This window comes from Nostoc sp. LEGE 06077 (assembly GCF_015207705.1).
GTDB lineage: Bacteria > Cyanobacteriota > Cyanobacteriia > Cyanobacteriales > Nostocaceae > Nostoc_B.
This window is the reverse complement of sequence record NZ_JADEWI010000031.1, coordinates 32174-53700: the sequence shown is the minus strand read 5'-3', so window position 1 is coordinate 53700 and position 21527 is coordinate 32174. Positions and strand designations below refer to the sequence as shown.

The 21527-nt window shown below is 40.4% G+C and carries 23 protein-coding genes; 10 read left to right on the top strand and 13 right to left on the bottom strand.

The features are described from left to right. Nucleotides 1-2: 2 nt before the first annotated feature. The 5 genes from IQ244_RS19115 to IQ244_RS19095 all read right to left on the bottom strand — a co-directional run bounded on the left by IQ244_RS19115 (nt 3) and on the right by IQ244_RS19095 (nt 2981). On the bottom strand, nt 3-680 hold the full coding sequence (locus tag IQ244_RS19115) for a Coq4 family protein (protein ID WP_193896962.1): 678 nt from the start codon (nt 678-680) through the stop codon (nt 3-5). A 28-nt stretch (nt 681-708) separates the two neighbouring features. Beyond that, on the bottom strand, nt 709-1023 hold the full coding sequence (locus IQ244_RS19110; protein ID WP_193896960.1) for an urease subunit beta: 315 nt from the start codon (nt 1021-1023) through the stop codon (nt 709-711). Between the two features lie 2 nt (nt 1024-1025). Beyond that, nucleotides 1026-1640 carry a hypothetical protein gene (locus IQ244_RS19105; RefSeq protein WP_228059018.1) on the bottom strand — a complete coding sequence of 205 codons (615 nt, stop codon included), beginning with the start codon at nt 1638-1640 and terminating at the stop codon, nt 1026-1028. Nucleotides 1641-1759: 119 nt separating this feature from the next. After that, entirely contained in the window at nt 1760-2062 is a 303-nt protein-coding gene (ureA, locus tag IQ244_RS19100; protein WP_193896952.1) for an urease subunit gamma, read from the bottom strand. Nucleotides 2063-2084: 22 nt separating this feature from the next. Further along, nucleotides 2085-2981 carry an urease accessory protein UreD gene (locus IQ244_RS19095; RefSeq protein ID WP_193896950.1) on the bottom strand — a complete coding sequence of 299 codons (897 nt, stop codon included), beginning with the start codon at nt 2979-2981 and terminating at the stop codon, nt 2085-2087. A gap of 38 nt (nt 2982-3019) precedes the next feature. On the opposite strand from IQ244_RS19095, the gene IQ244_RS19090 reads away from it, so the two are divergent. Then, nucleotides 3020-3337, top strand: a complete 318-nt coding sequence (locus tag IQ244_RS19090; protein WP_193897008.1) for a hypothetical protein — start codon at nt 3020-3022, stop codon at nt 3335-3337. A gap of 342 nt (nt 3338-3679) precedes the next feature. On the opposite strand, the gene IQ244_RS19085 is transcribed toward IQ244_RS19090, so the two are convergent. The 3 genes from IQ244_RS19085 to IQ244_RS19075 form a co-directional block, all read right to left on the bottom strand. Beyond that, nucleotides 3680-4579 carry a hypothetical protein gene (locus IQ244_RS19085; protein WP_193896948.1) on the bottom strand — a complete coding sequence of 300 codons (900 nt, stop codon included), beginning with the start codon at nt 4577-4579 and terminating at the stop codon, nt 3680-3682. A gap of 353 nt (nt 4580-4932) precedes the next feature. Further along, nucleotides 4933-6213: a vWA domain-containing protein gene (locus IQ244_RS19080; protein ID WP_193896946.1), complete on the bottom strand. Its 1281-nt coding sequence runs from the start codon at nt 6211-6213 to the stop codon at nt 4933-4935. After that, nucleotides 6210-7466, bottom strand: coding sequence for a vWA domain-containing protein (locus IQ244_RS19075; protein ID WP_193896943.1), 1257 nt, complete (start codon nt 7464-7466; stop codon nt 6210-6212). Before IQ244_RS19075 ends, IQ244_RS19080 begins: the two co-directional genes overlap by 4 nt. Before the next feature lie 378 nt (nt 7467-7844). Here IQ244_RS19075 and IQ244_RS19070 point away from each other — a divergent pair, with 378 nt between their 5' ends. The 5 genes from IQ244_RS19070 (at nt 7845) to IQ244_RS19050 (ending at nt 11317) form a co-directional block, all read left to right on the top strand. After that, nucleotides 7845-8507, top strand: coding sequence for an ATP-dependent Clp protease proteolytic subunit (locus tag IQ244_RS19070; protein ID WP_193896941.1), 663 nt, complete (start codon nt 7845-7847; stop codon nt 8505-8507). Nucleotides 8508-8707: 200 nt separating this feature from the next. Further along, nucleotides 8708-9301 (top strand): ATP-dependent Clp protease proteolytic subunit, encoded by a 594-nt coding sequence (locus IQ244_RS19065; RefSeq protein WP_193896939.1) that lies wholly within the window; start codon nt 8708-8710, stop codon nt 9299-9301. Between the two features lie 189 nt (nt 9302-9490). Beyond that, nucleotides 9491-10174 (top strand): J domain-containing protein, encoded by a 684-nt coding sequence (locus IQ244_RS19060; protein ID WP_193896937.1) that lies wholly within the window; start codon nt 9491-9493, stop codon nt 10172-10174. 363 nt (nt 10175-10537) lie between these two features. After that, nucleotides 10538-10954 (top strand): TMEM165/GDT1 family protein, encoded by a 417-nt coding sequence (locus IQ244_RS19055; protein WP_193896935.1) that lies wholly within the window; start codon nt 10538-10540, stop codon nt 10952-10954. 60 nt (nt 10955-11014) lie between these two features. Beyond that, nucleotides 11015-11317, top strand: coding sequence for a TMEM165/GDT1 family protein (locus IQ244_RS19050; RefSeq protein ID WP_193896933.1), 303 nt, complete (start codon nt 11015-11017; stop codon nt 11315-11317). A gap of 126 nt (nt 11318-11443) precedes the next feature. Here IQ244_RS19050 and IQ244_RS19045 read toward each other — a convergent pair whose 3' ends face one another. Beyond that, nucleotides 11444-11935: a hypothetical protein gene (locus IQ244_RS19045; protein ID WP_193896931.1), complete on the bottom strand. Its 492-nt coding sequence runs from the start codon at nt 11933-11935 to the stop codon at nt 11444-11446. Between the two features lie 289 nt (nt 11936-12224). Here IQ244_RS19045 and IQ244_RS19040 point away from each other — a divergent pair, with 289 nt between their 5' ends. Further along, nucleotides 12225-12803: a DUF2808 domain-containing protein gene (locus tag IQ244_RS19040; RefSeq protein WP_193897004.1), complete on the top strand. Its 579-nt coding sequence runs from the start codon at nt 12225-12227 to the stop codon at nt 12801-12803. 56 nt (nt 12804-12859) lie between these two features. On the opposite strand, the gene IQ244_RS19035 is transcribed toward IQ244_RS19040, so the two are convergent. Beyond that, on the bottom strand, nt 12860-15445 hold the full coding sequence (locus IQ244_RS19035) for a GAF domain-containing protein (protein ID WP_193896929.1): 2586 nt from the start codon (nt 15443-15445) through the stop codon (nt 12860-12862). A 285-nt stretch (nt 15446-15730) separates the two neighbouring features. Then, nucleotides 15731-15862: a hypothetical protein gene (locus tag IQ244_RS33010; protein ID WP_265578938.1), complete on the bottom strand. Its 132-nt coding sequence runs from the start codon at nt 15860-15862 to the stop codon at nt 15731-15733. A 756-nt stretch (nt 15863-16618) separates the two neighbouring features. On the opposite strand from IQ244_RS33010, the gene IQ244_RS19030 reads away from it, so the two are divergent. Both IQ244_RS19030 and IQ244_RS19025 read left to right on the top strand, forming a co-directional pair. Beyond that, nucleotides 16619-16981 (top strand): four-helix bundle copper-binding protein, encoded by a 363-nt coding sequence (locus tag IQ244_RS19030; protein WP_193897002.1) that lies wholly within the window; start codon nt 16619-16621, stop codon nt 16979-16981. Between the two features lie 327 nt (nt 16982-17308). Next, entirely contained in the window at nt 17309-17971 is a 663-nt protein-coding gene (locus IQ244_RS19025; RefSeq protein ID WP_193896920.1) for a hypothetical protein, read from the top strand. Nucleotides 17972-18050: 79 nt separating this feature from the next. Here IQ244_RS19025 and IQ244_RS19020 read toward each other — a convergent pair whose 3' ends face one another. Together IQ244_RS19020 and IQ244_RS19015 are read right to left on the bottom strand one after the other, a co-directional pair. Then, complete coding sequence (locus tag IQ244_RS19020; RefSeq protein WP_193896918.1) at nt 18051-19484, bottom strand: LCP family protein; 1434 nt, start codon at nt 19482-19484, stop codon at nt 18051-18053. 280 nt (nt 19485-19764) lie between these two features. Continuing rightward, nucleotides 19765-20196 (bottom strand): hypothetical protein, encoded by a 432-nt coding sequence (locus IQ244_RS19015; protein ID WP_193896916.1) that lies wholly within the window; start codon nt 20194-20196, stop codon nt 19765-19767. Between the two features lie 108 nt (nt 20197-20304). Between IQ244_RS19015 and IQ244_RS19010 the strand changes: the two genes are divergently transcribed. Further along, nucleotides 20305-21483, top strand: coding sequence for an AI-2E family transporter (locus tag IQ244_RS19010; protein WP_193896914.1), 1179 nt, complete (start codon nt 20305-20307; stop codon nt 21481-21483). The last annotated feature ends 44 nt before the right edge of the window (nt 21484-21527 follow it).

Here is a 21527-nt window from a genome sequence, read left to right as displayed (position 1 = left end):
GGTCAAAAAGAATTGAATGATGCTGGTTGAATATCTAATTTGTCTCTCCATTCTGATAAAGGCTTATCCCAATGTTCTTCCCATTTTTGCGTCAATAGTGGCTTTGCTGTTGACCCCATCTTATATCCCAGAGTTATTTGTTCTAATAAATTAGGCAGTTGGTCTGGCGATTTTACCAATGTACCTAATAGACTTACTCCTACTAATACAAATGCTAAATTTCTGCGTGTCTGCGCCATTTCAAAAGCTTTTAGTCCAATTTCTCCGAGTCCATCAGTCTTAAAACCTGTGACTACATGCCAAATATCATGAGTTTGGCGCATACGCAAAGTTAGATAACTAATATCATCTTCAACTTTGATTGGGCGATAAAATCCAGGGTCGAAACCATTTTTTTGAATATAGGATGCATAAGCATAGCCTAAAGATGTTTCGGGATATTGTAAGAGCTTTTCTATATCAGGATGAGGTGCAATATATCGTTCTTGAATCAGTTGTTCTATTGCTGATTGTGTTTTGAGCCAATTTACTGATGATTTAGCGGCTTTGCTATCATGCAATCCATCTTCAATATCGTAAACATAGTCAAGATTAGTTGGGTCTCTGTACAAATTCACCAGTGCTTTCAAGATGACTTTAAAATCAGCACTGAGGCGTTGATGTCGTTCTAATAGCAACATAGCAAATCCTTAAGGTGTTTCATCTATTTTAGACTTGTGGCAGCTTTCCGTTGACTTTGCCATTAAACCCATAGACTTGACGACTACCAACCAAAGGAACTAATGTAACTTCCTTTTCATCCCCTGGTTCAAAGCGGACTGCTGTCCCGGCGGGAATATCAAGACGCATTCCTCGCGTTTGTTCTCTCTCAAAATTTAGGGCATTGTTGACTTCATAAAAGTGGAAATGCGAACCAACTTGTATAGGGCGATCGCCTGTATTTGCTACCTGCAATTTTACTGTTGGACGACCTGCATTTAGTTCTATTTCACCTGTAGCTGGAATAATTTCTCCGGGGCTCATAATCATCTAATTAGTTTAATAAATTTTGCTTGTCTCAGTTTAAGTTTTTCAAAAGTATTAATTACGTCCTCCTCAAAATTTGGAGGAAACTCAACTTTTGATTTATATGAATATTCAATTTGCTGTTCTTTCCATTGTAGGTGTTCTATTTTCCAGGAATTATGATAGTTTAAAAAGTTTAAATAGCTATCTGGCATTCTTGTACCTTCGATTAAATGTGTTTTTGTCATTAAAAGTTCTTTGATTTTTTCATGACGAGGAAAAGCATCTTTTTCTATCCAAAAAATCCAAAGTTGTATCTCAGCTTCATTTTTTAAATTAAATATTGCATAATTATTTATATTTTTTTCTGATATTTGTTTTTCCTCACGTATTTCTATAAACTTGTTTACTAAATCAGTATAGGTATGTCTACCTTCCCAAACTAGAAAAGCAAGTGGGCCATATAATTGTTCTAATTGCTGTTCTGTATATTTTAAAGATGCAGCAGTTTGTTGATTATGTCTATCCCTCTTGCCAGACATAATATGATTAATTATCCCGGCTACAATGGCAAAAGCAGTAGTTATGGCAGTAGTTATAATTGTTGTGTTAAAGCCAGCGTTTCCTGTATTCATTAGCTTTATTATTGAGTATAAGCCGCAGTCAAAATTTAGTTGGATACTAGTTTTTTAGGTGTTATTCGCCATTGGCTACATAAATATCCATATTCCAAATAGCACAAAACCATGTAAAGTTAACGAATTGGATTATGTACTGTTACTAACTTAGTCCCATCAGGAAAGGTTGCTTCTACTTGGACTTCATGCACCATTTCTGGTACACCTTCCATCACATCATCGCGTGTTAATAAAGTTGTGCCATAACTCATCAATTCTGCAACAGTATGTCCATCTCTTGCACCTTCTAAAATCGCAGCAGAGATATAAGCAACGGCTTCGGGATAATTTAATTTCAAACCTCTTTCTTTTCTTCTCTCCGCTAATAAAGCAGCAGTAAAAATTAATAATTTATCTTTTTCCTGCGGCGTAAGTTGCATCTTTGCGTCCTTTGTGGTTTGTTTAAATCTGCCAAACTCTTGGTATACAGATATTACGATTCAAAAAAGATGTCCGTAATATCTGCCAAACAGCCGTAAACCAGTTTCTCACTTCTGATGTGGAAGCGCCGCGATATCTACACAAAAGTCCATGTTCTAGTTGTGTCACTCCTACTAAGTGCTGAGTGTTGAGTATAGAGTGTTGAGTATAGAGTGTTGAGTGCTCAGTGCTCAGTGCTGAGTGCTGAGTAAAGAGAGAACGGACTTGTTCAATGATTTCTGTGGAGACTGGATAACCCAGCCAAAGCAAGCTACCGACAATTGGCTGTCCAAACAAACCATGTGGACTGTGAAATATTTCTGTGTTCCCTGGTAAAAATTGACGATCTATCCATAATGGAACACCTTGCTGCCAAATTTCCGTATGCGATCGCCATTCTCCTTCTAAAAATTTCTCTCCTCTAGCACTGCGACCAAGGCGCGTAATTTCCCAGCCTAAAAAACTGGCTCCAGTGGCTAATTCTACCCGTAAATCTTGGCGATAATCTGCGCCGTTAAATAAAATTGTTTCTTGGGGTAAGAATTCTAAACAAGCACCCGCATCAATTTGGATATCGATAGTTTGTCTCGCTTGCAAGCCATTACTGCGGTAGATTTTGCTGGCTGCGGCTGTGGTAATTAAAGCTTGGGTGTTGGGTTGGAGGTGAAAATGAGATGATAAGCGATCGCCTCCCACAACTCCGCCGGCTGTATGTAACATAACGCTATGACAAACTTTTTCGCCTTCTGGGTAAAATGCTCGTTGCACTTTTAGCGGCGCTTGATGATGATTGTAAATCAGCTGGGTAGAATTTTGGCGATGGGCGTAGATTAAGTTAAGTTTGCCATGCCAAGCTGCTGTTTGTGGGTTCTCAATCATTTTTAATCAAAAAAGCAAATATTCACGCCGACTTACTTATGTTTGCATTCTTAGTAACTACCTTGAAGAAGAATCCAGAAGTCAGCACAAGAAACTGGGGAATTCAGCCCAGCAAAAATCAAGTCTATTTGTGCAGACTAACAAAAAATTCCAGCTTTATTCAAATTATCGAAGAATTTCGGCGCGATCGCATTGCGAAAATGGCACAAATGGTGTTGATGGTTCAAGATTATCCCGTGGTTGCGCTATCTAAAGGCAAACGGAGAGAATCTAACTTTCCTTTTGTATGGGTGCGGTGGGATATTGTTGCTGGGGAGTATTCTTTTCAAGCTCGTGCTACTGACGATTGTCCTTAGTTTTTGCTCACGAAATGATTGAGGACTGCTATAGTGTTTTCTAATCTGCTGAGGTATATTTTGTTGAGGTCAGAGACTAGAAACTAGTTATAGTATACCTTTGATAATTGGGAACCGCTATAGGAATCATATTTGATTTAGAAAAAAACTCAGTACACTTTTATTCCTTCTTACCTGTTCCCTGTTCCTTGTTCCCTTCCTACGCAAATCATTTCAGTAATCAAAGTGGATTCCTAATATATAGGATATTGTTTCCAGCAAAGCATTTCATTTGAATTTAAAATGCTTTATATTGTCTTACTCACACTCTTGATTGGCTTCCCACTAATGTTCTACAACAGTTTATTTACTGGCTACGTCGGTAGAAATATTCATCTTGTCCCAAAAAGAGAAATCTTTATTCAACTGTGCTGACCAATCTTTATCATGCATCATCGGCATTGCAGTTACTATCTTCTCTGCATTTTTGTTTTGGCAAGTTTTTGGGAGTTTTAAATCTTCAGAATTAACACACATATTATCTGACACAAAAGCTAAGTGAGTTGTCATCTTCAGTTCTCTGGTTAAAGCATCGGAGATCGGTTGAGGATTAAATTCGTTCATCCCCAGGGAGCCGATGTTCTGTAAATCTTCCATCGTCCGCAGCATACTAACTGCATTGTAGTTAGTACTGACAAGAGTACCGCGTCTGAGATACTGAGAGTTAGGTACATAACTTCGATTTCGTTCTGGTAAACCTATGATGTTGTTGGGTTGGCTGTCTCTAGATATAGGAGTACCTTCCTTAGATGTAATACTGACAATCATCATGACGCTTTCATGCTGGCTACTCACAAAAATTTTATTAGCAGCCATTGGAATTTTGTCATATTTACTTACCGTCAGACCCATTACAGCCGCTTCCATTGCTTGAGACATGGTATCTATGTCTTTAAACAATCCCCCATCATAATTAGGCATAATGGCTTTTGGCTGAAGATCATGATTGAAGGGAATTAAGCGGGTATTTGGTTCATATTGATTGCTATGAAGTATCTGCAAACCAGTAATTGCTAAAGGTGCGAAGGTCGAATCTAGTACAAAAGTAGGTGTACTTATCTGATTGGTACTTAGGGAAGTTGCATTACCTTGTAACTGATCAACAGGCTCAGTCGTCGATGCGTCTACCGATTGTAAGTTTGCACTCAAGGTAGTGGCAAATACAAGTCCTAGTAAGTAGCGTTGAAGTATGTTAATTAGCATGGAATCCTCATATACCCTACGAAAATGATAAACTGTGCTTTCTTTAGTATTATTTAAGATTTTGGTTAAGATAGGAATAATCTAAGATTATGTTTAGTCTTCATATTATAAGTATTCTCTCAGTAAATTTTTGTAAATTATTATCTGAGCAAAGATTATTCGACTAGAGATAAACTTTGCTGAGTTAACTTGATGTAACAATCTAAAAAGCCTATCTCTTCAGCTTTTTATCCCCTATGACACTAAGAGTAACAACATTTGTTTACAGAAATATTAAATTTAGCTGAAATATCTCAGCTAAATTTTCATAATCAAGTATAGCTGCACAAATCCCTTACCAAATGCACCAATAGTTAATTTTGTAAAGTCGTTTTGGAGACAATTCGAGTCTTTTTTAGTTCGGCAGGAGAGAGTTCTTCACCAGCTTGCAGTCGGGTAGCAGATGTTTGCAGAATCGCGGCTGCGTTAGTATCGCCGATTTGTAAAGCAGTTTTCGCCGCAGTTTGTAACATGGTTGCGGCACCAAGGCGATCGCCTTGGTTTAATTTAAATTCAGCTAACTGAGTTTGGCGATACTTCGCTAATGTCAAAATAGATTGCTGTACCTGGAGATTGAGGGCGGGTTGATAGGTTTTCACCAGATTTGCAGATATCGTTACAGCCGGGCTGAGTAAGCACTCTTGTTTCAGCGCTGGGTTATCGTAACGAATTTGCATCTGTCCAATTACCTGTTCTCCTGCGGGTAATTGTCCTAAATAAAGATTTACCAACACTACCCGCTCAACATCCTGCATTAAATCGCCCAAACGTACAGTAAAACCACCATCAGTTTCTATTTGTACTGGTAATTCAATTGTGTCTGGGGAAACTTGGGCGATGGGTTTGAGTTCTGCAAGTCGGATATTAGGTACAAATGACAACAACAAATAAGCATTTGTTAGCCCTATTGATGATATCCGTCCAAACAAACGGCTAAATTGTTCAACAACTTGTTCTGGTTGCTCAATATAAGCTAAACTCCCACCACCAGCATCGGCAATTTTTTCGAGTAAATCTGAGTTCCAGTTATTACCAAATCCCAGAGTGTTGATAGTCAGATTGATTTTAGCTGCCTTTTGCGCCAATTCTAAACAGCGTTTATTGTCATCGTTGCCGATTTCCCATTTCCACAGCCTTAAACTACTTTCGCCATGTCCATCGGTGAGGAGAAAGGCTTGAGAAACAGCGCCTTTGGCACCTTGCATCAGTTCCGTGATTCCCAATTCTAATCCGGCAGCAATAGCAGTACCGCCACTGGCGTTGAGCTTGTTTTTCAACAGCGATTTTATGGTAATGGGATCTTGAATTACCTGATTGGGAACAATCACCTCCGCAGCACCAGAAAAAGCCACAATTGAAATGCGATCGCCAGGCTGTAACCTATCTAATAATTGCTCTACTGCTTGAATGACAGTTTGCATTGGCTTGCCGTGCATTGAACCGCTTTTATCCAGAATTAAGCATAAATTCAACGGCAAACGCCCCTCAACCTGATCAGCAAGCGCAGAAACCGAAATTGCCAATTGACGTTGACTGCTGACTTGCGCCACATCAACGTTACGATCACTTAGCGACCAGAGCAATTGAACTTTCATTGCGGGGGGATATCTTGCAGTATAGTTTTAGAGACAATGCGAGTTTTCTTGCGATCGCTTTCGCTTAATTCTCCTCCCGATTGTAATTGTGTGGCAGAAGTTTGCAATACTGTGGCTGCACCAGTGTCTCCCATTTGCAAAGCTGTTTTAGCCGCAGTTTGCAGCATAGTTGCCGCACCAGCGCGATCGCCTTGTTGCAATTTTGCTTCTGCAAGTTGGGTTTGACGATACTTAGCTAAAGCCAAAATAGATTGCTGCACCTGGGGATTAATATTTGGTTGATAAGCCCTGGTAACATTTCCGTATACGGGGAGATTAGTAGTAAATAACCCAGTTTGATTTTGGGCGGGATCATCGTAGCGAATTTGGACATTGGCGATCGCTTGTTTACCTTCAGGCAACTGTCCCAGATAAATATTAGCTAAAATTACTCGTTCTGAGTCTTTCATTAAATCGCCCAACCGGATAGCAAAGCGTCCATCGGTTTCTTGTTGCAGGGGAAGTTCAATAGTATCTGGGTAAACTTGGGCAACAGGCTTGAGTTCTGCTAACCGGACATTGGGCATCAAAGAAAACAAAAGATAAGCATTTGTCAAGCCGACAGTTTGCATCCGGCTGAACAAACGACCAAACTCATTGATGGCTTGATCGGGTTTTTGAATATAAGATAAAGTACCTAAACCAGCATCGGCAATTCTTTCTAAAACATCTTGGTTCCAATTGTCGCCAAAGCCCAAAGTATTCAAAGTCAAGTTATAGCCAGCCGCTAACTGGGCGAACTTAAAGCAGCGATTGTTGTCGCCGTGTTCATTTTCCCCATCAGTTAACAAAAAAGCTTGAGAAATTCTGTCTTTTTTACCCTTAGCTAATTCTTCAATGGCCAAACGCAAACCTTCATCAATGGCCGTTCCACCATCAGCAGATAAGCGGTTAATTTGCTTTTTGATTTTTTCTGGATCTTCCACAGATTGATTTGGAATCAAGACATTCGCCCGGTGATCGAAAACTACCACACTCAGGCGATCGCTGGGTTTAAGCCTGTCAACCAACAAATTCGCGGCTTTTTTCACAGTTTCTAGTGGTCTACCATTCATAGAACCGCTATGGTCAAGAATTAAACATAAATTAATTGGTAGACTGCGGTCTTGAGTATCCGCGATCGCTGAAACCGAAATAGATAACTGACGTTGACTGCTAGTTTGATTCGCGTCAACATTCACATCATTCAGGGTAGGCTGCAAATTGACCTTCATAACCCAAAATTCCTAATTCAGGATATATACATAATTTAGTAAGAATCCAGCACTCAAAAGCTAGAAGCCAGCATTTAGCAGAAATTCTAGATGATTAGTCAGTTGAGTTACTGAATGTTCTCACTATTGTGACTCCTGACTCCTGAATTCTGACTCCTGAATTCTCACCATATTTATAAATAACTCCAAATCGCCAGATCCGCGCTACGGAAAACTGATCCCACTCAGATGGATTAAGATATTCACAATATCTTAGAAGCCTAGCTTGAGCAGATGCCAGCTATCTCGCCCATTAGCGAGGAAACCGCACCTGACTCAAGCTGGCATCGCGCTAGGATGTATTACAGTTAACGGCATAATTTCAGGCGATCAGTTGCTATGGACATTTCCCCCATCAAGGCTGTTCAAGCCCCATACTACGGCGATAACTTCTACCGGACACCGCCGCCAGATTTACCCTCTCTTCTGTTAAAGGAGCGAATTGTCTATCTGGGAATGCCACTGGTACCTGCTGTCACGGAATTGATCGTCGCTCAACTATTGTATTTGCAGTCAGACGATCCCGAAAAGCCTATTAAAATCTATATCAACTCGACCGGCACTTCCGGTTATAGTGGCGAACCCGTTGGCTTTGAAACTGAAGCCTTCGCCATCTTTGACACAATGAAATACATTAAGCCACCCATCCACACCATTTGTATTGGTTCGGCGATGGGTATGGCAGCAATGCTACTCAGTGCTGGAACCAAAGGTTGCCGCGCCAGCTTACCCAACGCTAGTATTATCCTGCACCAGCCGAAGAGCTACGCCCAAGGTCAAGCTACGGATATTCAAATTCGGGCGAAGGAAGTTTTGGCAAACAAAGGATCGTTGGTGGAGATTTTGACTCGTACCACTGGACAGCCGGTAGAAAAAATCATTAAAGACATGGATCGTCTCTTCTACATGAATGCCTACCAAGCTAAAGACTACGGTTTAATCGACCGCGTGTTTGAAAAAGAAGAACTCGCCAATCCACCGCTACCTGCTAGTGTCCTTTAAGAAGGCAAAAGGCAGAAGGCAGGAGGTGAGTGAGGTAGCCCCCGTCTTGGCGGTTCCCGTCGTTAGCTCTAGCGGTAGCGAGGAACGAGCGTCTGGGGTACTGCCGAATTCAGAGGGTAGGAGGCAGGAGGTAGAAAAAATTAAATTTCCTGTTTCCTATTCCTTTAAATAATTACTAAATCACAAACGGAGTCAAGAAAATGCCTATAGGCGTTCCTAAAGTTCCTTACCGGATGCCCGGAGGGCAGTATACAGACTGGATTAGCATTTACGATCGCCTTTATCGGGAAAGGATTATTTTCTTGGGGCGCGATGTTGATGATGAAATTGCTAACCAAATCATCGCTGTCATGCTGTATCTGGATTCGGAAGACCCAGGTAAAGATATCTACTTGTATATCAATTCCCCCGGTGGGATGGTCACATCTGGCTTGGCAATTTATGATACGATGCAGCACATCAAATCTGATGTTGTCACCATTTGCGTCGGTCTAGCTGCCTCAATGGGTTCTTTCTTATTAACTGCTGGTACTAAAGGCAAGCGGTTGGCACTGCCCCATTCTCGGATTATGATTCACCAACCTTCTGGTGGAACCCGTGGACAGGCTACTGACATCGAAATCGAAGCCAGAGAAATCCTGCGGATTCGCCATCAACTCAATAACATTTACGCTCAAAATACTGGTCAAGCTTTGGCCAAGATTGAGAAAGACATGGATCGTGATTTCTTTATGTCTGCCCAAGAAGCTAAAGAATACGGATTGATTGACCGTGTAATTGAAGAGCGAATCTAGCAAGTGTGAAGTGTGAAGTGTGAAGTATGAAATTTTATGTTTTAGTTTTCAGACTTCAGCCTTCATACTTCATACTTTCCCAAAACTGTCTAGTTTGAACTATAAATTAGAAAATTATTGTTTATCATTAAAACCTTATGCTCAAAGCAGAAGGCTGATAGCTGTATATTAGATAGCTGATATCTCGAAATGGATCTAGGAGATTGCTACCGTTTATTGGGTTTAAGGTCGGGAGCCTCTTTTGCCGAAATCAAAACGTCTTACAGACGGCTGGCGCAGCAATACCATCCCGATATTAACCAGGATGACAAAAAAGCTAAAGATAAGTTTATTGCCTTGACAGAAGCTTATAGGCTGCTCTTAACGGTAGTACCGCCAGAAGAAACAGTCGAAAAGCTCTCAAGTCAGCCCTTCACGCATAGGCGCGAAGAACCAAAAGCAACGCCCAAAACTAAAATCAGCACAGAAACGTTCGTTTCTCGGCGCGAAGAACCAAAGGCGACGCGTCAAGAGACTGCGCCCAAAACCACAGTCACCACGGAAAAACCACAAACACCGCCAGCGAATATTGCGGAAATTGAACAACGTTTGAAGTGGAAGACTTATGAACAATTACAAAGATTTTTAAAAGAAAAAAGATTTCCCCAAGCGATCGCCCTGGCGGAAGCCTTAGCTGACCGTTTACCTACAGATGCGGAAGTCCGCCAATGGTTAGCGATCGCCTATCAAATTTGGGGAAGGGCGCTAATTAACGATAATCAAGTCCTAAAAGCCAGAATTTACCTAAAAAAAGCCCTAAAAACCGATCCTAATAACAAGGCTTTGTGGAATGAAGTGCAACGAGATTTCCAGAAGCTGGAGCAAATTTTTTAAAATTTGTGGAACGAAGTGAAATCCAACCCGTGAGCTAAAACACATCTACATTACAGAATTATCCATAAAGGTCGTCCTTGGTCATTAGCAGCCAGTGCGTTGGGGACATATTGTCTTGTATCCCTAGGTAGGGGGAAGCAAGGTACGCACAATGTCTCCGATTAAGAGAAGCAATGCGGCGTTCATTGGTCATTTGTATTCACAAAGGACAGTCTCAACCAGATAATCCGCAACTTTAATGCACACTAGCCGTACACAAAACTTTATTCTCACTAAATATTTAGGCAATACAGTTGCAATTTATGACAAATATCTGAGAAAATGAGAAGAATATGAAAATAACTTAGTAAAAAACTCCTGCCTGTGAAACTTGACTCTACACCTATAGCTATTTCGGCCAAAGACTTGCCAGAATTCCTCGAAAATTCTCAATCTCATCTCACTACGGCCACTATTGAGCCACTAGAACCGATAATTACTGCTAGTCACAAAAAGCAAGAATCAGCTTTTGTAGTTTTTGGTACAACTTTCGTTACCATATTTCTCGCAGAAATTGGCGATAAAACCCAGCTATCGACCTTGTTAATGAGTGCAGAATCTCATGCACCTTGGGTAGTTTTTATTGGATCTGCGGCTGCACTAATCACTACAAGTTTATTGGGTGTGCTTTTAGGTAGTTGGATATCCAGTCGCCTCAGTGTCAAGACTGTAGAAAAATCAGCCGGAGTTATGTTGCTATTAATTTCCGTGATGCTGTTTTGGGATGTCTTGCAAGGTTAATTAATCTCCCCAAATTTTATTTAACTATAAAACCAAAATTACACTACTCCCTATAAAAATATGGATTGGCATCTTTTAGGAATAAGCTTTATTACAGTTTTTTTATCAGAATTGGGTGATAAAAGCCAGTTAGCGGCGATCGCACTATCTAGCCGTGGCCAATCTCAGAAGGCTATATTTTTTGGTACAGCAGGCGCACTATTATTAACCAGTCTTTTAGGCTCATTAGCCGGTGGTGCAGTAGCAGAGTTATTACCTACACGTATATTAAAAGCGATCGCGGCTGTGGGTTTTGCCATTTTAGCTGCAAGGTTGTTATTTTTTAACAACGAAGAATCACCAGACTCGGAACCAACACCCTAAATTATTACTGAAAAATGAGAACCCCAGTTTTTGACAAAAGCTGGGGTTTTTTCACATTCAATTTTTGCAACGAGTCTTGAATAAGCCACTGTGGAGAAGTTTTATCTTTCCTACTCCCTATTCCCTTTATTCTGCTTGTATCCGCCAACATTGGCTTAACAATATTCCCCCAGTCACCAACTTAACCACTTCTAACATCCAGTAACCACCGTGTAATACATCCATTGATGCTGGAATTGTACCTGTTTCAAACAAATTGAGATGAATTCCAGCGGCGCACATATTGGGAGTTAAAAAGTACGTTTGTAGCAGAGATACTGTTAGCAAGATGATAGCAAAAACAATAGTATTTGGATGCCAGTTATGTTTGGTTTTACTCAAAGCCAATACACCGCTTAAAATTACCGCAGCAGATAACAATTCAATCCGATTAAAATTCCAAAAAATTGCATAGCCAGCTGTAGTAAAACTAGCTTCGGTCATCATTCCAGAAAGATAAAGACTAGGCATTATTACCCAATCTAAAATAACGCTGGCACTGAGCCAAAAAACCAAGGTCAACATAATGGCTGGTTGCCAAATTGACCGCTTAAATGTAACTGTAGCAAGTGTATTCATAATACGAAATAATTGCTGCTCTTTTACTCTTAGTTTCTAACTTAAAGAGTGACTTTGACAACAAATATCAATTAACTTTTATAAATTAGTATTAACTAGGAGAAGCAAACAAGTTACATAAATATAAATAGAGGTAAAAAATGCAGTTTATCTAGAAAGTTAAATTAGTCAAATAACTGTAACAAAAGTATCTATTGTTGTGCTTGTTGATAACTGAATTTGACTTAAATAATACAGGGATGGCGCACTCAACATACAATATTAATTAAGTAATCATCCAAAAAAAGTGATGCGTTCTAGAGTGTTGTTAGGTGCAGCGATCGCCAGCATAACCTTAATCAACGGATACCTTCGCCCGCCAAGTTATGCCATTCAATTACGAGATGGCACAGTGTATTTTGCACAACCACCACGCCTCGTTAATGCAAGTACTACCTATAACGAGGTTTACGCATGGGGTGCTACATATTACTTTACAATCAGCTTGCCAGAAAACGCTGGAGAACCACTACAAAGTCTAGCGATTAATCAGCATGAGGGAGTAGATAATATTCGCTTTGATTTGAACGATAGTGTAGCTTTTGAAGGCAAGCCTTCAGGCAAAGGACAAAAGGTAGAATTACAAAATGTCGCAGGCGATAGCAAAACACGGACTGTCACCCTAAGATTTGATCCGCCAGTGTCTCCAGGTAAAACAATTACAATTGGTCTAAAACCCTGGCAAAATCCGCGAAGTACTGGTGTTTATCTCTTTGGAGTCACAGCTTTTCCCCCAGGGGAAAAGTCTCACGGCCAATTTTTAGGTTTTGGCAGATTGCAATTTTACAACTATAGTGATTCATGGTTTCGTCCTTGGGGATTTCCGTAGTCAAAAAGCCTGTTTTACCAATAAATTTAGAATTCTAACTGCTAATTTTTTCAGAATTACTTCTCATTAAACGTCCAAACACCATCATCCCAATCGAACTCAGTTGGGGGTGATTGTAGCCAATGCTGACAACGCAAAAGATGTAACATCGCAGCTTTATCTTGGTTGTCAAATGCTAAAACCTTGGCAAATTCAGCCCTAGCATAAGAAAACTCACGCTGGAGATAATATTCACGCCCTTTGTGATAGTGTTCAATAACTTGCAATTTGTCACTAGGAATGGGGTCAGTACGTAAACCCACTAATTCATATATAGATACCGGCTCGTTTCTACCTTTGACACGAATGTAATCTAATTCTCTTGCCCAAATATATTCTCGGCAGGGTTTAAATGTATTATCACTGAGAATAATGTCACAACCGTATTGTTTGCTAACACTTTCCAAGCGGGAACCGAGGTTAACACCATCACCAATGGCGGTAAATTCCATCCGCTTACTTGAGCCAATGTTGCCACTAATTACTGTATCGGAATTGATCCCAATGCCAATATTAATTCTGGGTTTATTAGCTGCGTAGCGACGTTGGTTAAATTCGTGCAAGCGATGGCGCATTTCGACAGATGTTTGTACGGCCATCCAAGCGTGTTCTTCTAAAGGTAGAGGAGAACCAAACACAGCCATAATGGCATCGCCAATGTATTTATCGAGAGTACCTTTGTGTTTAAAAACGGCTTCTACCATTGACTCAAAATATTCATTGAGCATACTCACCACTTCTTCTGCTTCCAGGTTTTCTGTCAAAGTGGTGTAGCCGCGAATATCAGAGAATAAAATTGAAACTTCTTTGCGATCGCCTCCTAATTTGGCATCATCTAATTTGAGTAATTCTTCCGCTAATTCCTGAGTCATGTAGCGGTACATTGTACTTTTGAGGCGTTTCTCATCACTAATGTCTTCCATCACCACCAATGCGCCGCGTACTTGCTGTTGGTCGCTGGCATCAGCAATGGAATTAATTGATAAATTAATACTGTGCTGTTCAGTATCTGTAGTTATGAGTGTACGGTCAGGATAATATTGCTGGCGGCGTTTGATATCATCTCCATGTAAGGCATCTTGAAACCATTTGCTAAAGTCGCCTTCTTTAATGGCGATCGCTTCATTAATTAATTTACCTTCTAAACGTTCTTCTGTTTCTATACCCAGTAAGCGTTTTGCACTTTCATTAGCAGCAATAATACAACCTGATTTATCTGTAGAAATTACACCATTAGAAAGACTTCGCAAAATATCCCGTTGCATTTGTTCTTGTTGTTTGACTGTGGCAAACAGTTGAGCATTTTGCAACGCCACCCCTGCTTGGATGTTAAAAGCTTCCATGAAATCTTCGTCATTACGGTCAAAACTAGCTTGGAAGCATTCAGGCGCTTTCGGCCAAGTTGCCGGATTATAAGGCGGAAAATCCCCAGATTTCTTTTTATTTACCAATTGTGTAACACCAATCAATTCTTGATCGGCGTTAAACACTGGCATACACAATAAACTACAGGTACGATAACCATTTTGCTGGTCAATGTGTTTGGCTGTTTCTGAGTCTTGATGATCGTACAAATCAAAGGGAATATTCAGTGTTTTGCCAGATACTGCGACCATACCCGCAAAACCCTTACCGATATGTACACGTAATTCTCTGGTTGAACCGTCATCTTGAGTAATTTTTGTCCATAACTCATGGCGATCGCGATCGATTAACCATAGGGTACTGCGATCAGCGTTCATCAGTTCTTTGGCTTCGTCCATTACCCGCTTCAGGGTATCTTCTAAGTCCAGACTGCTTTGACTCAAAGACTTAATCGCTTTCATCAACGCCGCCGCGGCTCTTTGTTTTTGCGTCGCTATGTAAAAAGAGCGCGATGATTCTAAAATCAAGCGAATCGACGGCGCAAATTCTTGAAATAACTGTTCGTCGCTGTGTGTAAAACCTTTGGTATCAATTCGCTCGCCTAGTGGCGCATGGATATCATGTATTGACTTTAATTTATTGAGTAACTGTACTACTGCCACTAACTGCCCTTGCTCATTTAACAATGGCAAAGCCAGCATTGTATAGGTACGGTAGCCTGTAACTTTTTCTTGTGCTTGGGCAAATATCGAACGGGGATCATTATAAAAATCAAAGGGAATATTCACTACTTGTTTTAAGGTAGCGACTTCACCAGCAATCCCTTTATCGGCGGGGATGCGAATTTCGAGTGAGCGATCGCCTTCTCCCGCAGCAACAATTGACCACAGTTCTTGTTTTTCTTCATCTAACAAAAAGATAGTTGTCCGGTCTGCTCCTAATAATTCCCCAGTTTTTAAGGTAATTGACTGCAACATTTCTTGCAAGATTGTTTCAAAACCGTGAGAATCCAACATTGACAGGGTTTGATGTACAATCTGTAATTTATGCTCGACTTCAGTCACAACTTGTTTAAAAGTATCCTGAGTCAGGGGAGCAAGAAAAGTAGAAATAGTGCCTTTTCTTCTGGCAAGAGCACCCACAGGAGCAGAATTGGGTTGTAATTGTTGATTTTCTTGGTTGTGAACACCAATAATTAAATCAGCGGTCTCCCCAACACCACGTTGATGCACTGTCATAAGTAGTTTTGTATAGCAGAATTAGACTTTAGGAATAATTAACAAGGCCATTTGTTTTATTTATGTGTCTCTTTTAACCATAAATGATTGACATTACCCACAGTTTAATCCCTCGTTGAGCCAGCGTCATCCTGCTTTACCCCTGTCTTTGCCAATCCTGGGTTTGATGCAATTTTGGCGATGACAAATAAATACAGTTCATCTTTGTTGCCATATTCTGTGTGGAAGATGCATGAGCGAAAACTTAGCTGTGATCTGGAATTTTCGTGGATTAGACCAGCCCAGTCAGTCATGATTGATCTGACTGACAATCTCTATGAGATTACTATTTTGTATAATTCCCAAAACTTTGGCTAAACTAACAACCGAAATTTCTGGATAGACGAAAGTTGCACATAATGCTGTAATTCTATCCATTTTGAGTATCTGATTGAGTCTCCTGAATTATGGTGGGCATCTCATTCATGATCAGTGACGGTATGAGATGGTAGGGGATATTTCATACTAAATTTAAAAATGATTGCGACAGTTAGATTATGGAAAAGCTTACCAATAACCCCTGCCAAACTCCAAAATCTAAAATGCTATAAGTAGCCTTCGTGAACTGCTACTTACTTAACGAGAGAGATTTGTCCAAATATTAACTAAAATCTATATAAATAGAGTATTATCTTGTCTTGTATATTTATTTTATCCAGATAAAAACTTTGATAATTTGTCTATTTATGTAAATAGACTTTTGATTTTCACATATTATAAAAACCCTAAATTATTTTCTAGATGTATTTACATATATCTATCTTGAGGTGAATGAAATTTATCAAAAAGGTTAGATTAAGTTTAAAACATTTTTCAATTGATAGTTAAAGAAATATAACATTATGTACAGTGATAAATATGATTCTAAAGTTAATCTCTCAAGGGATTTGAACTTTGCCAAAGAATCTCTAGTTAGCAACCGTTGTTTCAAAGCTTGCTCTCTGAATCATTCGCTGATAAACATCACTTATTTAGGGGTAATTATCTACTAATTCCGGTAAACTTATCGGGATTGATGTCTTAAAAAAATGACATAAACAAATCTATTGACCACTTAAAAATATCAGATTAATGTTATGGGTAAGTCCTATAAAGGACAGTATTAAAGCATCAAAAAATCAGGAGATTTTTCTTATGATGATGATGATGACTGAATCCATGACTTCAGAAATGCAAACTTGTATGGATGCTTTCATGGAATGTCACAAAATGTGTATGGAAACTATGACTTACTGTATGAGCAAAGGCGGTAAGTATATGGACATGAGCATGATGAGCATGATGCGTGATTGCTCGGAGATGTGCATGATGTGTATGAACATGATGATGGGCGGTTCAGAATTCATGGGACGCACTTGTATGCTGTGTGCCGAAATGTGCGATCGCTGTGCAATGGCTTGTGAAAAAATGAGCGACGATTCCAAGATGATGGATTGTGCAGCAGCTTGCCGCAAATGTGCTGAAGTCTGCCGTTCTATGGAAATGATGCCTGCTTAATTTAACTACTCCGCAGAAGTTTCTGCAACCTATTATTCAAGCGCCCAGACTCTAGCAGTCTGGGCGCTTGAAGTTTTGTAAATAAATATAGTCAGCTAATCGGCATTTAAGTTGCATTATTTGAGCAGGCAAGATGCCCACCCTACAAAAGATTGATAAAATTTTATTTGCAAACTAGATGTGTTTTAGCTTAATCAATCATATCCCCAACTTCTTCAAGAGGCTGGGGATAGGAAACTCTCAATTCTAAATTGTGGAAATTGTTGTGGAAAACTTGGATCTATTATTTCCCAATCATCTAAACGATAAAATTTTCAGGAGGGAATAATGCAAGTTGACTACAAGCAAATTCAGCAATGGATTTTGCCGCCAATTTTGATGAGTTTATTCGCAGTCGGAATACTCGCTGGTCAATCTAAAATTAGTTCTTCTCCAACTAGCCAAGCGATCGCCACATCAGTTGTCTCCTTAGAAAAGTCCACTCCCAAAGCTGTACCACAAGCACGAGGAATTTACCGCAGCGATCGCTTTCGGTTTCGGTTTAATTACTCCATCAAAGATTTTGTTATAGATAACAAGATATCAACTCCGAGAAATAATGTTGCATCTCCCCTGGCGGCTGTTGATATCTGGACTAAACAACACGCGCAAAAAATCCGATCTGGCGCATACAACGGCGGTACGGAATATCCAGCTAATGTTCAAGTAGCTATATATAATAACCCGCTCAAACTCTCTTTGCAGCAGTGGGTGAAGCAGAGTAACGAATTTACAGGTAGCCGTGACTTTAAATCTGCGAAGATTGCTGGACAAATGGGAATAAAATTTCAATCTAGTGGTTTGTACGAAAAAGAAAATGTCGCTTTTATCAGCCCTAAAGATTCCCGAATTATTGTTGTATCATTATCTAAAACTGGTTATGGCATTAATGATGCAATTTACCGCCGAGCATATCAACAGGTGGTGAATTCCTTCACATTTCTCAAATAGATAGAAATGGGTCTTGAGCAAAATAAATAGCAGAGGAAAATGCGCTCACATCTCCTCTGCTATGGAAAAAATCTTTGGGTTAATAAGAAGATTGACTAGAATCATTCAAAGGCATTTGGTGTTGCAACCAATCTTTGCCCACTTGAATGCTGATATCGGAATCCAGACTACCAGTGCTTTCAACGCGCACTTCGCCTATTCCCAAAACATCTCGAATTGATTCAGCACTATTGCCGTCTCCCTGTTGGGCAACAATATGAGTTACTTCTAGAGGTTCACTCCAAGGCTTAGACACATAAATATTACGATATCCAGACCTTTCTAAAGCGCGAATTAAAGGTCTTAGGGTGGCGCGATCGCTACCTGTACTATCTTGAATTGCTATCCGCACAGAACCAGGATCATTCACCTGCTGAGTTTCGGTATTTTCAGCGTTTGATTGTAAGCCAAATTGTTTAGCCATGAGTTTGGCAATCCCATTTTTGCTGGGCAACCAATAACTGGCATCATACTCGCCTTTCTCGCTAAAACGACCTGGCAGCATTGACATCTGCATGTTGGCGCGATTAGTCCGCACACCAAAACCTAATAAAGCCACTAATTCTTCAACCGTCAAATTAGTATCAATGTGTTCTTTGACCACATTGAGGATTTTGGGTAATTGAGTTAGGGTAGCAGGGTTGAGACTTTGGTCAGTCAAGGCGCGAATTACCATTTGCTGGCGCTGAATTCGGCCGATATCGCCTAATTCATCATGACGAAAACGGAGTAATTGTAGCGTTTGCTCCCCGTTGAGATGCTGCTTACCTGCTTTTAAATTAATATATAGATGCTGAGAATCATCTTGGTATTTCATATCTTTGGGAACATAGACTGTCACACCACCCAAAGCATCAATGAGTTTAGCAACTCCCAGAACATTAATCCGAATATAGCGGTCAATACCAACACCGCCCAAAAGATTGCTCACAGTTTTGGCAGTTAAAGCCGGGCCGCCTTCGACATTAGCAGCATTAATTTTTCGTGTCCCATGCCCTTCAATTTCCGTGCGGGTATCTCTGGGAATCGAAAGCATGACTATTTTTTTCGTCTCTGGGTCAAATTTGACCAACAGCATGACATCAGAAAGACCATCAAAAGAATTGACTTGCGGTAAGTAACGAAGATTTTTGGTATCGCTGGGAGGATTTTGAACATCTGGTGGTAATACGCTCATCCCCATCACCAAAAGATTCACAGGGCGAGTTAATTCCGAAAAGCGCAATCCGCCACCAGCGATCGCATCGCTATCAAAGACAGCCTCTTCTTGAGGACTAAGGTCGGCTTGCTGCAATGGCGTACTGGTTAAAGAAACTGCCAACAAAGCTCCTGCCATTGCTGACACCATTGCAATACCACTCATACCCACCCAGAACCACAACCAACGTCCCGATTTAGGGTTTATTGACTTTCTGCCCTTCAAATTGGGGGTTTTTGAGTGGTTTTCTTCCGCCGAAGTTCTTTGACTGGTCACAGACTGCCTCACACTTGCTGATTAAATTCGGTAAATTTGCAGATTATCAATATGCAAATACATCAATTCATAGTAGTTAACTCTTAATTAACCATGTTGACTTTTCGTTATTATGTCAACCACAACACTTATAGCAGGATTTTTCTTTTTTGGGGCAAATCCCGATATGTTTTATAGAAGTATGACAACAATAAGTCACTTTGACCAGAGCCTCTAGGAGATAATCTGTAATTAGCTAAAAATTCAGTAATAATACTGTCTAGAGTTTGACTGATCAGCATCATGATAAATACTTCCCTAACACTCGTTCGGCTAGGTTGCCCATCCCTGGCAAACGACTAGATTGACCCCGAATAATCCGGAAAATTAGCCAAATACTCACTAAAAAATAACCAGATGTGATGAAGCTATTGAGTATTAATAAACGCAATGCTAAAAAATCAGAAGATGCAGATCCTGTTGCTAACAAAAGATAAGCTAACAGCCAAGTAAATGTCATAGTAACAGACTGACGACTAATGGTCAGTTGTTCCCGACTTCCCTGCCGACGATAGAGAGTCCACAGAGATGGAAAAACGCCAATAACTGGGATGACATAAATCAGTAACTGTCTGGGGTGGGGATGGGAGTTTTGACTAAAAATTTCAGGTAAGACAGAGGGATTCCCCGCCTCTACGCCGGAAGAATCATTAATTGGTTCAAGATTTTCCATTTGGGTGAGTCTAATCCTAAACTAGAGAGATGAAAGACTGTAATGTAGTTAGAGATAATAGGCTTTAGAGAAAGATTTTATTTAGTTTTATCTCGCAAGCGGCTAAAGATGCAGACACGCAAGCTAATCGACTGGTGGCAGACACTAACACCAATAGCGCGAATCGGAGCGATCGCCCTATTCGCCCCACTACTAGTTCTCAATGGTTGGGCGCTTTCCGCAATTTTTGAATATTTCCACTCCCTCATAGTTATTTTAGTCGGAGCCTCGGTACTGGCATTTCTGCTCAACTACCCTGTTAGCTGGATGCAGCATCACGGGGCGAAGCGAGAGCAAGTCGCTATCCTGGTGTTTTTATTAGCGTTATCGATTTTATTAGCATTGGGTGTAACTCTGTTTCCATTAGCGTTAACTCAAGCCCAACAGCTGGTGGCCCGCTTACCAGAATTGATTGATTCTGGGCGATCGCAGTTAATGATGTTAAACGAGAAAGCAGAAGTTCTCGGCTTACCGATTAACCTTGATGCTCTTGTAGTGCAAATAAACGATCGCGTCAAGGGACAATTACAGGCTATAGCTGGACAAGTTCTGAATTTGGCTGTTGTCACCTTCACTAGCTTGCTAGATTTTCTATTGACAATGGTTTTGACCTTTTATCTTTTGCAGCATGGCGATGAACTGTGGCAAAGTTTAGTAGAGTGGCTACCCAGCAGATTTCGTGAGCCTTTTTCCCAAACAGTCCGCCTCAGTTTCCAAAACTTTTTTATTACTCAGCTAATTTTATCTACCTGTATGGCCTCGGCCTTGATTCCAGCCTTTTTGTGGCTGAAAGTGCCATTTGGTTTGTTATTTGGTCTTACTATCGGTATTATGGCGCTGGTTCCCTTTGGTGGTTCTGTCGGGATTGTCTTGACTACCTCACTAGTCGCGTTGCAAGACTTCTGGATGGGAACAAGAGTTTTATTAGCCGCCGTCATTGTGCAGCAAATTTTAGAAAATTTAATTGCTCCGCGGATATTAGGCAGTTTTACAGGCTTAAACCCAGTTTGGATATTAATTTCCGTCTTGACTGGCGCGAGAGTTGGTGGATTGTTGGGTGTGATTGTCGCCGTCCCCACAGCTGTCATAGTTAAGACTGCATTAGGCGCACTCCGTCCTAATAGGCTAAATGGCGAAGCAGATGAAAGCACCTCTAAATATGAGAAATCTGCACCCAGCATAACGGGAGAACCACCTAAAGCCGAAGTCAAAAATCCTCTGAGTTTTTCCGAACCAACATTACCTTAACTTTTTTTATTCTTTCGCCTTTTGCCTTTTGCCTTTTAACCTTT